The organism is Streptomyces sp. NPDC093801 (assembly GCF_040701585.1).
In the GTDB taxonomy this organism is placed as follows: domain Bacteria; phylum Actinomycetota; class Actinomycetes; order Streptomycetales; family Streptomycetaceae; genus Streptomyces.
This window is the reverse complement of record NZ_JBFBDP010000004.1, coordinates 86,740-98,821: the sequence shown is the minus strand read 5'-3', so window position 1 is coordinate 98,821 and position 12,082 is coordinate 86,740. Positions and strand designations below refer to the sequence as shown.

Genomic DNA, 12,082 nt, shown 5'->3' with positions numbered 1-12,082 from the left:
GCGGCAGCGGCCCGAGGGTCCGGCCTTTCGCGCAGGGGCGTGCCCATGCAAAACTCTCCCTGAGTGATGCCGCAGCCGGTGTGCCCCGTAGGAAGGGCCGGCGCGGTGATGACGGGTCTCTCCGGCCGTTGCCTCGGCTGGAGATAGGACTCTTCGCGTCCGGCGCCCGGGAGTTGCCTCTCCCGGGCGCCGATTGCTTTTACGGACTAGCCGCTCGGTGCGTCCTGCATGCGTTCCTTTCGCCGGTCACCGGGTTGCCTCCCGGTGGGGGACGACGAACATACGCAGACGCCCGCGCAAGATCCAGACCTGGCTCTACAGACCGTGAAAGGTTGTATGTGCCACACATTTCACCGAAGGGTCCGGGCGTGCAGGTGTGAGCCGTCGTGCGGCGATGCCGTCTAGGCGTACCCCCGGTACGCCGAAAAGGATCTTCAAAAGGGCCCCCGCGTTCATGAACCGGCAGGCTGTCGCTCTGTACCGGCTGGTCAGGTCTGGATTTAAGCCCGCAGGCAAAGCCTTCGTCAACGGCATCTCAAAGGCGATTCCACGCGCGTAGATGGATGTGCGGGATGTGCGGAGGCTGGGCGGGGGTGCGCGTAACACCCTATGCCTGTAAGGGGTATTGGGGGGCCGGGTGCAACTTGCCGGGGTTGGCCGCCGGTGGCGTGAATGACCATTCGCCCCCTTGCAAGGAAAACCGGCAAGGATTTGCCGCTTTCTCGATCATGGGAAACTGCAAGTGAGGGAATGTCTAGATTCGTCACGGAAGGCGGCCGGGGGTCGACGGTCATGGTTGCACGTTTAACTAAGCGACCTGTGGTCGAGGCCACAAATTGTGGAAAGTGTTCGACGTCGTCGTATCGTCTTTGTGGGAGACGTCTGGCCGGGGGGCCTGCATTCGTGCAGCCCCTCTTTTTCATGCCCTCGACCGGACGCTGCCCTGGAGACTGCGGAGACAAAGGAAGAGCCTCATGGTTGCTCAGGGGATAGTCCCCTTCGGCGATGACCACGCCGAGAACAAGGGCGCACACGGCGGAGAGATCGCCGGCCAGTTCATGGGGTTCGGCGGCTGGCTGAAGCGATGGCGCCAGGCGGCGGGGATCACCCAAGCCCCGGTGGCCAAGGCCCTCGGCATGGGGGTCCGGACCTACCGCAACGTGGAGAAGGGGGCTGTTCCGCCCCGGTTCACCAAGCCTCAGTGCGAGGCGCTCGCGGATCTGCTTGGACTCGACAAGAGCGAGCGCCACGCCCTGCTCCTCTACAACATCGGCACCACGCTCGACGGCGACCCGCAGATCGACGCCAGTCCGGAGCTGCGCCGGGCACTTCGCCTGCTGATCGACAGGCAGATGCCCTCGCCCACGTACCTCACCGACCGCAACTGGAACATCCTCGCCTACAACGCGGCGATGGCCGAGTGGTGGCCCTGGGTCATGGAGCCGCGAGCCAATCTCATGCGCTGGGCCCTGACGAACCCCGAGGCGCGCACCCAGTACCACGAATGGGAGATGCACGCCGCGGCCTACGTCCGTCTGCTGAAGTTCGCCCAGGCCACTCACAAGGACAACGCCGAGCTCGTAGACCTGATTGCAGAGGTGCGCCAGAACCCGGACGTCGAGCGGATCTGGCGGACCGAGGCCGACCTGGAGGCCGACCGGGACGGTCACGTTTTCCGGATGATCATCCCTGCCCTGGGCTGGGAGACCATCGAAGTCGTCTCCCACGTCCTGTACCCGGCGTCCATGCCCCACTGCCGATTCGTAGTGATCACCTGGGTCGAGACCGAGTCCTCGGACGACGAGACCGACGCCCTGGGAGGCAAGCGCAACGCATGGGCCCATGCCGAGCCCAGCACGCCCACCCCGCAGCCCTCCGCCCAGGCCGAAGCCGATGCCGCCCGCCGCCGCGCGGCCCGTGCGCTCACCGCTCGCCTGGTCGTCGACAGCGCGAACGAGGCCGCAGCACTCGCCGGCCCCGACGGCATCTCGCTTCCCGCGCTGAGCGCGCTGGCCGGCCCGGAGTGCCAGCTCACCCTGTCGCCCAAGAACCACTTCGTGGTCTGGGCCATCCAGGAAGTGCCTGGAGAGTGGGGCATCACGCAGCTGGGGGCCGGAGCCGTAATCGACCGCATCCACCAGCCGATCGTCGACCCCCAGGCACGAGCGGAGCTGAAGCTGCTCCTGCGCGCCTCGCTGCCGAACTCCGTCCAAGCGGCGTCCAGCCGACTCAGTGAGCAGCTGCCCCAGGCGGACCTCCGTGCCACCCTCCTTCGCGAGATCTTCAACGACCTCCAGGCGGGCGAGGACCTGGCCCGCTAGCTGGTGTGGCTAGCCAGTTGACCGAAGCAAGTCACTTAATGTCACGACCGGTGCTGTTTCCGTCTGGGGGCTGGGAGGTCGAGGCGTGGTCGTCCGGATGACACGGAGCGTCCGGACGACCGATCCCAGCAGCCCCCGGGCCTTCGTCGACGGGGGATGCGCCAGTCCCTCCGTGGATCGGCCGGGCGCCTCGATGGTGCCGCAGATCCCACAACCCTCAGGAGCCGCTGTGTCTCGACACATCTACCACTGCCCCGTTCGCTGGTCGGACCTCGACGCGAACGGACACCTCAACTCCAGCCGCTACGGGGTCCTGCTGGAAGAGACCCGCATGCGCATGTTCAGCATGCTGGTACCCAAAGACCCCGCCGAGCGCCTGGCCCGCAACTTCCTCCTGCGCGAGCAGACCATTCGCTACAAGCACCCGCTCGAGACCTGGGAGACCCCGGTCCGCATCGAAGCCTGGGTGACCGACGTCAAGCGGGTCTCCCTGACCTTCCACTTTGAGGTTAAGGACGACGAGCGCGTCTACGCCACCGCGACCTCCGTCGTGGCCGGCTACGACTCCATCCGGGGCGGCATCCGCCGCTTTGAGCAGGACGAACTCGACGTGTTCAACAGCTATGCCGACAGCGCCCAAAGCGCCGACAGCTGAAACATCAGCGAGGCAGCGGGCTTCATCGATCCTTTGCTTCGGGCGCTGTTGCCCGCATCTCCTTTGGGTGTGGTGCCACTTGTAGGGATGGTCGATCATTCTTGACGGCGAGCAGTCCCAGGGTGGTGCGTCCGGCGAAGCCGTGCCACAGCAGCGGATGTTGGTCGCCGCCCGGTCGATTTCGTGCTGAGCAAGCGGCCAGCACGGGCCAGTGCGACCAGCCGTCGGGTGCCCAGTGGATGAAGGGCGTGCTGATGGCCCATTCGGCGGTGTTCCGCTTCCTGTATCGCTCCTCGTCGAAGCCCGGTGGCCGCCCTCCGCGTGAGCCTATGCGCAGACGGGCGGCCCGACTGTCCGTCTTCTCCGGGCTCGCGTGCTGGATGCCCCGCCTGCGTAACTACAGGCGCAGATTGGTGGTGAACACACACCAAGCTGCCGAGCCGAAGCGGATCACGGGATGGGCCGGCTCCGCCTTGCGCTTCGAGTCGCGGATGAGAACGTCGCGGCCCTCCTCCGGCTGTGCGCAGGCCTCGAGGCAGGTTCCACCGCCTTCACCGCTGTACGAGGATTTCGTCCATACGTCCGTGGGGAGACCGGTGCCCCTGGTGGCGCTCATGGTGATCAGGCCTCTCGTGGGAGTTTCCGATGAACTTCGGGGCTTCGTCGGCAGGTAGCGTGCCCTGGGGCAGGAATTCGAAGCGGCGCTCCTGCCGGTGGAGCATTTCACGGGGTTCTACGCCGAACGTGGGGTACGCATGGGCTGACCGGCAGCTGCGTGAGGCCCGAAGTCATCGAGCTCGGATGAAGGCGATGATCTCTGGGGTCCCCGGTTGGTAGCCGTTAGACGTGTCGACCAGCAGCGTGGGCGCGTCGAGGGAGATGTCTGTGAACTGTTCCGGCACATAGGTGCCGGCGGCGATGTCGGCGAGAAGCTGCCGGTCGCTGTGCGCTGCCCGATGCCGGTCAGAGTCCGCGCGTTCGGTCATCCGCTCGACGATGGCTGGAGTGGGGGCGGTGCAGCGGATGATGCGAAGGTTGGCGATCTTGGCGAGCGGTACGAGTCCGGGTCGCCAGAGTCGGTCCTGGTAGGCGGCCTCGGCGACGACGGTGACGCCGGCCTGGACGAGCATGCTGAGTGTGTCGAAGAAGGCTTGCATGACGGGGATGTTGAGGTCGTCGCCGCCAAGCTGGCCGATTCCCGTGCTCATGAGCATGCCCTGCTTGATCTCGTCACGGACGATCGCCGGGCAGCCGAGCTCGTCGGCGAGGCCGTGCGCGAGGGTGGTCTTGCCGGTGCCGGGTGGACCGCTGATCACCACGAGGGTCGGTTGGGCTGGCATTCGCTGATCTCCCGAAGGTGTGAGCCGGTACTTTCGCCCGATTAGGCGAGGGATCGTGCCGGGGCCTGGACGAGCTGGAGGGCTATCGGGCCGCAGGCCCGGTTTCTCGTACGTGCAGGGCCTGTCTCCCTGGCGCAGACACCGGCTTGGGGGAAAACAGCCTCGATGGTGGTGCCCTGATGACCTGGAACCGTCGGCCAGCGGTCACAGCCAGTTCGGGCCGATGATCTCCTCGCCCTCGCCTCGAGGCACCTCGAACCGGGCGAAGAAGTCGTCCAGTGCCGATGCGGTCACCCGAAGGGCGTTCGGGTCCTCGCGCTGGTTGCGTTCCACGAGCCGCCGGAGTAGCTCCTCCCGGCGGACCGGGAAGTACAGCAGGCGCCACCGCGCGCCAGCCTCCTCTCAGGCTGTCAGTTCTGGCAGGTCTCTGTGTGTGGAAACGAGGTCGCGGCGGATGAAGTGCTCGGTACCGAGAACTGCCTCCCGCTCCGATGCCGATAGCCCGTTCAAGAGGGCCGGGAGTGAGCGGCTTCGTGCCGTCTCCGATCGGTGTGCGCGGATGGCGGCCCACTTGCGGTCCATCCATGGGCGGACGTCCACGGCCGCAGTGACCAGATCGTCCGGGACCGTGTGGAGGCGCTTGCCGACACCTGCGACTAGACCGGCCAGGCCGGAGCTGGCGGACTCCGGGTGCGTGGAGAGGTACAGGGCTCTGGGCTGCCAGGGAGGCCCGGCCTGAGGGAAGACGCCCGGGATGCCGGCCGCGTGGGCGGCGAGCAGAGCGACGCGGTGGGTGTGGATGTGGTCGGGGTGCCCGGAGGAGCCGTGTGCGTCGTGGGTGACGATCAGGTCGGGCCGAAACTCTCGTACATGGGCCACCAGACGCTCCACGGTCTCGTCCAGCGGGGAGTCGACGAACGAGGGCTGTCCGGGGGCGGAGTCGGGGACGCGGAGGTCGGCGTACCCGAGCATGCGGGGCTTTCCCGCGCAGAGGTGCGTCAGGGCGTCGGCGAGTTCGGCGGCGCGGTGGCTGTCCGCGGCCCAGGTGGCCGTGACGACGGCGGTCCGGGCGCCGGCCGCCGCGTGCTTGGCGAGGACGCCCCCGGCAACGAGGGACTCGTCGTCGGGGTGGGCGTAGACCGCGAGGATGCTGGGAGCGGACACGGGGGCTCCGTTCTGTGAGCAAGGGGACTGGGCCCGCGGTGCGGCGGCCGGGTCGGTGGGTCGCGGGGCTGTGCGGGGGTGTCGGCGGGGCGCTTACTTTCCGCTGTTCGTGTCGTCAGGCCGGGGTGAGTGGTGCGGGACGGTTCTGCCGGTGAGGTGTTCGACGTGCCGGACGAGGCAGGGCGCGAGGTCGGGGTGTCCGCCGCGGGCGGTGACCTGGAGGAGTTGGGCGAGGGCGACCAGCTCCCCGACCCTGCCGACCGGGGTGTCGAGGAGGTGGCGGAACGTGCGGCGGATCCTGGTGGCCGTGGCGGGCGCGCGCAGTGAGTAGGCGTGGAGCAGGCCCGCGTCGAACCCCGTGGGGACCAGGCCCCAGCCCTCCCAGTCGAGGATCACCAGGGGCGCTGCCGTGAGGTTGCCCCAGTGCAGGTCGCCGTGGCCGGTGGTCCACACGACGGTCTCGGGGCAGGGGATGCCGAGGAAACGGGTGAAGTTGCGGTCGATCCACTGCTGCCGCACGGCCTGCCTGCCGGTCGGTACGGCGGCGGTGGTCGTCAGCGCGGACAGCAGGTCGCTCCACCACGTGCCCGGCAACTGCGCCTCGGTCCGCAGGACGGGTCCGCCTGCCTGGAGGGCGGGCAGGGGCACGTACTCGGACAGTTCGGCCCGGTACGCGGTGTCGTCGGCCGTCCACTCGGTGACGCCGTGGAGGCGCGGCCGGGGAACGGACCGTGGCAGGGCGGCGTCCGCGGTGGCGGTGCCGTCCCAGAGGTGGCCACCGCGTTTGTCAACCGGTGTGCTGACCAGGCGCAGCCACCACCGGTCGGCGCGGCGGCCCAGGGTGCGGCCCTGCCAACCCCACGCTTCGGGTCCTGCCGGGGTCACGGAGAATGTTTGGGCGGCGGAGTCGTGCGCCCGGCGCATGCGTTCCTGGTCGGCCCGGGCCTGTGGCGGGGCGAACACAGGTCCTTCGGGTGCGGCCGATCCGGTCATGAGGGTGTTCCAAGGAGGCGTGCGGCTCCGGCGGCGAGGAGCCGCTGCCCAGCGGCCTGCCCGACAGCTGCGGCCTCGGCTGCGGGTCCGGTGGTGGCGGCGCGCAGCGGGGTGCCGCCGGCTGGATCCAGGACGACGGCGTGCACGGTGACCATGCCGGCTGAGGTGTCGAGGCTGGCGTGGGCGGAGGCGGCGGTGAGGCAGCCGCCGTGCAGGGTGGCGAGTGCGGCCCGTTCGGCGTCGAGCAGGATGCGGGTGGGGGCATGGGTGAGCGGGGCGAGCAGTGCCCCAGTGGTGGGGTCGTCGGCCCGGTGCTCGATGATCACGATGCCCGCGCCCGCTGCGGGTAGCCAGAGGGCGGGGTCAAGGATCTCGGAGGCCCGGTGCTCCAGGCCGAGGCGGCGCAGGCCGGCCAGGGCGGCGATCATGACGTCCGCGCCGAGCGTTCCCTCGTCGAGGGCGCGGAGCCGGCTGTCGGCGTTGCCGCGGATCGGTACCGGAATGAGCGTCGGGTGGAGGGCTTTGAGGAGGGCTGACCGGCGGGGTGCGCTGGTTCCCACCCTGGTGCCGGGCGGCAGCTGCGCGAGAGCGGCCGCGGGGCGGCCGGTGGGGAGGACGAGGGCGTCGCGGGTGTCCTCGCGGGGCAGGACTGCTCCGACGGTGATGCCAGGGGAGCGGTCGTGTGGGCCGGGTACGTCCTTGGCGCACGCGATGGTGGCCTGGACGCGTCCGTCGAGGAGGTGTCGGTCGGCGTTGCGGGTGAAGGCCCCTTTGCCGCCGATCGCCGAGAGCGGGCCGCGGTGCCGGTCGCCCTCGGAGACGATCTCGATGATGTCGAGGCCCGCCTGCGGGTACCGGGCCCGGAAGGCGCCGGCGAAGCGGCCGGTCTGTTCCATGGCCATGGGGCTGGGCCGGGTTCCCAGGCGGAGGTTGGTGAGGGTGGTGGCGCTGGTCATCAGGGTCGGGCTCCATCGGCGGTGGTGAGGCGGGCGGGCGAGAGATGGGTGAGGGCGGTCTGGAGGACCGCGTCCGCCGACAGGGTGCTGGTGTCGATGACGCGGCCGTCGGCATGCATCCACGCGGCAGCGGCAGCGGCGTAGTCGGGTGCCCGGCGCCGCCGGTACGCGCGGACGGCCTCGTTGCCGGCCTTGTCACCGGGGAACTCCTCGCTCGAGTCGATCCGGGCGCCCAGCTCGTTCGGACCGGCGTGGAGGACGAGATGGACGAGGCCGGGCGACGAGCGCAGGGGTGCGAACATCTCGGCGGCGTATGCGGGATTGAGCACGGTCATGGGCACGATGACGTGGCCGCCCGTGTGGGCGGCGATCTCGCCGATGTAGGCCGTGGCCAGGCGCCGCCAGGCCGGGTAGTCCTGATAGTCGCGGAGCCTGCCGGGGTGCCCGCTGAGGGTGCGGCGCAGCAGGTCGCCGATGTCCTCCGGGTCGGCGACCACCGAGCCGGGCAGTGCCTGGTGCAGGCCAGCGGCCAGGGTGCTTTTCCCGCTGCCGAAGGCCCCGTTGGTCCAGATGATCACTGCTCGTCCGACCTCTCTGGCGCGGTGGTCTGTCCAACGCTGCAGTCATCGGCCCCGTCACGGCCGGGCCAGGTGACCACGATGCGGCAGTCGGTCTTCTCGACGACGTGCCCGGCGGGGAGGGCCGAGTCGGGGGTGCCTGCGGGCATCACCGTCAGCCGGGGCGTGGCCCGGCCCCGCAGCTCCTGGTCCCAGGCGAGAACCGCAGCAGCCAGGGTGTCTGCGGCGGCCTTGCCGTCCGGCCCGAAGCCCTGGACCCCGAACTCCCAAGTGGATGTGCCGTTGGGCTCGTCGTGCTCACGCCGCTCCGTCATCAGGCAGGCCAGCGAGCGCCCCAGGATGATGGCCTCGGCCCCCGACCGCTTCGGCAGCCGCACGGGGCCCGGCCGGTCCGGATCCCCCTCCATCCGGCAGAACCCGCTCAGGGACGTGGCCAGCCACAGCTGGAGGTCTTCGAACGACTCGTCGCCGTGCACGGTCGCTCCGGTCCACAGCTCCGGTCCGCCCTCGGCCAGGGCGCGGTCCAGGCCGTCGAGTGGGGCGGGCGGGGTGTCCTCCCAGCGGATGCCGTAGCCGGTGTCCCCGATCGGGGCCGGGGTCTCGTCCCACCGGCCGGCTCCCTGCATGGGGACGAACCCGCATGGGCTGATCGCCGTGGACACCAGCACCGGGCCTTGCTTGCGGAGCCCGACGGCCCGGGTGAACCCGCCGATCCGCAGGGGCACCACCAGGTGCCCGCCTTCCGCGAGCTGGTGTGTCCACCGCCACGGCACGTCGTTCGAGGCGACGGTGACGAGGATGGCGTCGAAGCCGTTCTCCGGGATGAGGTGTCCGGGGCCGCCATGGGTGCCGTCGCCCAGGATGGCCCGGACCCGGTCCGCGTACCCGGTCTCGGCCAGGAACCGTTCCGTACGGGCGTGTACGTAGGGGTCGATCTCCACGCACACCACAGAACCGGCCGGGCCGACGAGTTCGGCAATCAGGGACGCGTTGTATCCGCCGCCCCCGATCTCCAGGACGTTGTCGCCCGGCCGGAGGCCCGCGCGGCGCAGCATGACTGCCTGCATCTCCGGCTGGGACACGGAACTCATCGACCGCCCGGTGTCCTCGTCGAACACGGTGGCCACAGCCTCATTGACGTACGCGCGGGCGAGAGGCTGCTCGGGCAGGAAGGCGTGCCGGGGCACGACCGTGAACGCCCTCTGCAGTTCCGGGGTGTCGGTCCACCCGGCTTCCGTGAGGTCGAGGACCAGCTGCTCACGCATGCGGACCGCGGCAGCCGGTTCGGCGAACTTCAGCGCCACGTCCCCGGCGGGCCGGGGCGTGTGATGCGCCGGCGGGACGCCGGGCAGGAGCCCGGGCCACACGTTGTTCAGTGCCTGGGCGGACGCCGTGAACAGCGGCTGGGGCAGGTGCCGGACGGCGGAAGGAGTGTGCCACTCCCACCGGGTGATCAGCTCGGGTTCGCGGACGGTCGGCTCGCCGGTGTAGTCGGTGATGCGGGCGATCCCGGTGATCCGGGTGAAGCCGTGCGTGGAGTCGCAGAGCGTGCCCAGCAGGAGCACCGATTCCGGCCGGGCCTGCAGGCCTGCCTCCTCGGCGAGTTCGCGTACAGCGGTGGCCTCGAATGCCTCGCCCGGCTCCACCTTTCCGGCGGGGAGTTCCCACACGGCGCGGGAGGGATTCCAGCCGAGGAGTACCTGCCCGTGCTCGTTGGTGACGACGACGGCGACACCGGCCATGGCGGCTGGCTTCGGGGTCCGCTTCTCGCTGTAGGTGACGGGGTCGGTCTTGGGCCCGCGCAGCAGCAGGACGGTGGAGCCGTCGGCGTCGAAGCGGCCGGTGTGCTGCCAGCCGTCGGCGAGGAGGTCGATCTCGGCGTTGTCCAGGCAGATCCCGCGGAGCTCTTCCGGGTGCCGGTCGGCGTGCGGGGTGATCACGCACAGTGTGCCGTCTTCGTCGAGGAGGGTGGCGAGTTCGGCGACCGTGCGGGTGCGGTCGGGCAGGTGGGCCAGGGCCCGGCGCATGGTGATCAGCCGGTAGCGTCCGGTCCCGTCCGCGGCGAGGGAGGAGAGATCCCCGCCTGTGAGGTCGAGCCGGTGGCAGACGACCCCGTCGGTCGAGGCCGCGGCGGCCCGTTCGACGGCGGCCTGGGCCCAGTCCACGGCGTCGACCTGGTACCCGGCCGCGGCTAGGAACCGGGCTAGCTCGCCGGTCCCGCAGGCCACTTCCAGGGCCCTGGACCCCTGGGTGCCTTCGGGTAGGGCCAGGTGCTCGGTGAGGATGGTCTTCTCGGTGTCGGTCAGGGGGCTGAAGTCGCGGCCGGCCTCGTAGTGGGCGTGCCAGTCCTGTGCGGTATGGGTGGTGCTCATGCGGTGCGTGCTCCCTCTGGGGCGGGTGGCTCAGCGGCGGTTGATGGGGTGCTGGGAGGCGGGTCCGTAGAGGGCTGCAGGTTGGCTGGTCATCAGGGCCCAATAGCGGTCGCCAAAGGACCAGTGCCACCACTCCGTGCCGTAGTTGACGAGTCCGGCGGCCGTGAGCGCACGGCTGAGGGCGGAGCGGTGCAGCCGGGCCTGGTGGGAGAGCCCGTCGGCCAGGGTGTAGCAGGCGCCCGCGCTCTCTTCCGGGCTGGCGTTGACGCGGGTGCCCATGTCCAGTTCGGTGCCGTCCGCGGTGACGAGGGTCAGGTCGACGGCCGCGCCGGCGCTGTGCGGGGCGATCTCCGGCGGTGACACGTACCGGCTCGCCTTCGCCCTCAGCTCCTCCGCCGGCCAGTCGGCGTGGGCCGCGCGGAGCTCAGCCGCGTACTCCTCGAAGTACCGCTGCTGGAGGGCCGGGGGCCGGAAGCCTTCGACGACGAGGAAGCGCAGGCCGTCGGGCAGCAGCGACTGGGCGTGCAGCAACCGGTCGAGGACACCGGAGCGGAGGTGCGCGAACGCGTACGCGGGATCGGCACGGCGGTCATCGAGAAGGAGTTGGCCGTCGGCGCGGACATCGACGAGGGGCTCGCCGTTCTCCACGACCGGGATCGCGGCAACCCGCGGGTCGGACATCAGGACGACGCTCATTCAGACCTCCCAGTCCCAGGTATCGAAGTACGCCGGGACCCCGGATTGGCGGGCGGCCATCACGGCCTGGAGCCGGGCGTGGTCCCGTCCTGGCATCAGCTCCTGCCACTCGGGCACCGTCAGGGCCCGGACCTGGTCGTGCTCGTCCGGGTCGAGCACGATCCCGGCCAGCTTCCCGGGAGGCAGCCGTCCGCCGTCGAAGACGAACCCGACCGTGGCCAGCGGCCAGTCCTTTCCCGGCAGCCCGAACACCGTCGCCAGGAGCTTCGGCGGTCCCGCCAGGTGGATCCCGGTCTCCTCCCCGCATTCACGCACTGCGGTCTCCCACGGACGCTCGCCGGCCTCCGCGATGCCGCCCGGCCACTGCCACGGGTGGGTGCTGGAGTACGTGGCGCGCAGCTGGACGGGCCGGTCATCCTCGTCGGTGAAGAACACGGCCCCGAAGACCGTGGCGTGCGGAAGGGTCGCGGCGAACTCCTCCGGAGGGAGCCACTTCCTGCTCACGATCCGCTCCCGTCAGCCGGGGAGGGGAAGCGGGTCATGCGCATCAGCGCCGGGTCGGCGGCGAAGCCGAGCTGCTCGTAAAGCGGGCCGGACCCTTCGCTGGCGTACAGCTCGTAGAGGGTGACACCGTCACTTTCCAGGTGGTCGAGGAGCGCGGCGAGGGCCGCCTTGGCATAGCCATTGCGCCGGTGGTCCGGGTCGGTGGCGACCGCGTGGATCCGTACGGCCAGGCCCTTGGGGTACTTCGGGGCGGGCAGGACGGCGTGGACCAGGCCCAGGGCGCACGTGGCGAGCCCGCCGGCGAGGGAGTCGACGACGTACGCCCGGGCGTCGCCTCCGTCCTGGAGGCGTAAGGCGAGCTGGTCGGCGCACGTGGCGAGCCAGCTGTCGTCGAGCGGTTCGCTGAGGATGTTGTCCGAGCGCAGGCGTGCGATCTCTGCGGCGTCGGCCGAGGTGGCCAGGCGGGGTTCGGGCACGGGGATTCCTTCCTGTTGAGGGGCCGG

General features: G+C 70.2%; 13 protein-coding genes and 1 pseudogene. 2 read left to right on the top strand and 12 right to left on the bottom strand.

Features of this window, described 5'->3' with window-relative positions; translation table 11 throughout:
- Positions 1-974: 974 nt before the first annotated feature.
- Both AB0469_RS05640 and AB0469_RS05635 read left to right on the top strand, forming a co-directional pair.
- A complete protein-coding gene (locus AB0469_RS05640) occupies positions 975-2,321 on the top strand; it encodes a helix-turn-helix transcriptional regulator (RefSeq protein WP_366450048.1) in 1,347 nt (448 codons plus the stop codon).
- Between the two features lie 229 nt (positions 2,322-2,550).
- Entirely contained in the window at positions 2,551-2,976 is a 426-nt protein-coding gene (locus tag AB0469_RS05635; protein ID WP_366450047.1) for a thioesterase family protein, read from the top strand.
- 271 nt (positions 2,977-3,247) lie between these two features.
- Here AB0469_RS05635 and AB0469_RS05630 read toward each other — a convergent pair.
- The 12 genes and pseudogenes from AB0469_RS05630 to AB0469_RS05575 form a co-directional block, all read right to left on the bottom strand.
- A pseudogene (locus AB0469_RS05630) lies at positions 3,248-3,373 on the bottom strand (IS5/IS1182 family transposase); the annotation flags it as partial.
- Positions 3,374-3,592 carry a DUF397 domain-containing protein gene (locus tag AB0469_RS05625; protein ID WP_366450046.1) on the bottom strand — a complete coding sequence of 73 codons (219 nt, stop codon included), beginning with the start codon at positions 3,590-3,592 and terminating at the stop codon, positions 3,374-3,376.
- A gap of 172 nt (positions 3,593-3,764) precedes the next feature.
- A complete protein-coding gene (locus AB0469_RS05620) occupies positions 3,765-4,316 on the bottom strand; it encodes an AAA family ATPase (RefSeq protein ID WP_366450045.1) in 552 nt (183 codons plus the stop codon).
- Positions 4,317-4,520: 204 nt separating this feature from the next.
- Positions 4,521-4,649 (bottom strand): hypothetical protein, encoded by a 129-nt coding sequence (locus AB0469_RS05615; RefSeq protein ID WP_366450044.1) that lies wholly within the window; start codon positions 4,647-4,649, stop codon positions 4,521-4,523.
- Positions 4,650-4,718: 69 nt separating this feature from the next.
- Positions 4,719-5,480 carry a PIG-L family deacetylase gene (locus AB0469_RS05610; RefSeq protein WP_366450043.1) on the bottom strand — a complete coding sequence of 254 codons (762 nt, stop codon included), beginning with the start codon at positions 5,478-5,480 and terminating at the stop codon, positions 4,719-4,721.
- Positions 5,481-5,573: 93 nt separating this feature from the next.
- Positions 5,574-6,443: a hypothetical protein gene (locus AB0469_RS05605; protein WP_366450042.1), complete on the bottom strand. Its 870-nt coding sequence runs from the start codon at positions 6,441-6,443 to the stop codon at positions 5,574-5,576.
- 26 nt (positions 6,444-6,469) lie between these two features.
- The gene (gene hemC / locus AB0469_RS05600) at positions 6,470-7,429 is read right to left on the bottom strand and encodes a hydroxymethylbilane synthase (RefSeq protein WP_366450041.1); all 960 of its coding nucleotides are present in this window, start codon (positions 7,427-7,429) and stop codon (positions 6,470-6,472) included.
- The gene (locus tag AB0469_RS05595; RefSeq protein WP_366450040.1) at positions 7,429-8,007 is read right to left on the bottom strand and encodes an AAA family ATPase; all 579 of its coding nucleotides are present in this window, start codon (positions 8,005-8,007) and stop codon (positions 7,429-7,431) included. Before AB0469_RS05595 ends, hemC begins: the two co-directional genes overlap by 1 nt.
- Entirely contained in the window at positions 8,004-10,379 is a 2,376-nt protein-coding gene (gene fxlM, locus AB0469_RS05590; protein ID WP_366450038.1) for a methyltransferase, FxLD system, read from the bottom strand. The genes AB0469_RS05595 and fxlM overlap by 4 nt, the downstream gene beginning before the upstream one ends.
- A gap of 30 nt (positions 10,380-10,409) precedes the next feature.
- Positions 10,410-11,075: a M15 family metallopeptidase gene (locus tag AB0469_RS05585; RefSeq protein ID WP_366450037.1), complete on the bottom strand. Its 666-nt coding sequence runs from the start codon at positions 11,073-11,075 to the stop codon at positions 10,410-10,412.
- Entirely contained in the window at positions 11,076-11,579 is a 504-nt protein-coding gene (locus AB0469_RS05580; protein WP_366450036.1) for an NUDIX hydrolase, read from the bottom strand.
- Positions 11,576-12,055 carry a GNAT family N-acetyltransferase gene (locus tag AB0469_RS05575; protein WP_366450035.1) on the bottom strand — a complete coding sequence of 160 codons (480 nt, stop codon included), beginning with the start codon at positions 12,053-12,055 and terminating at the stop codon, positions 11,576-11,578. The genes AB0469_RS05580 and AB0469_RS05575 overlap by 4 nt, the downstream gene beginning before the upstream one ends.
- Positions 12,056-12,082 lie beyond the last annotated feature (27 nt).

What these genes read in the sequence shown, in the direction of transcription:
- hemC (WP_366450041.1), bottom strand. Translation starts at nt 7,429, where the DNA reads ATGACCAGCGCCACCACCCTCACCAACCTCCGCCTGGGAACCCGGCCC.
- fxlM (WP_366450038.1), bottom strand. Translation starts at nt 10,379, where the DNA reads ATGAGCACCACCCATACCGCACAGGACTGGCACGCCCACTACGAGGCC.
- AB0469_RS05625 (WP_366450046.1), bottom strand. Translation starts at nt 3,592, where the DNA reads ATGAGCGCCACCAGGGGCACCGGTCTCCCCACGGACGTATGGACGAAA.
- AB0469_RS05585 (WP_366450037.1), bottom strand. Translation starts at nt 11,075, where the DNA reads ATGAGCGTCGTCCTGATGTCCGACCCGCGGGTTGCCGCGATCCCGGTC.
- AB0469_RS05620 (WP_366450045.1), bottom strand. Translation starts at nt 4,316, where the DNA reads ATGCCAGCCCAACCGACCCTCGTGGTGATCAGCGGTCCACCCGGCACC.
- AB0469_RS05640 (WP_366450048.1), top strand. Translation starts at nt 975, where the DNA reads ATGGTTGCTCAGGGGATAGTCCCCTTCGGCGATGACCACGCCGAGAAC.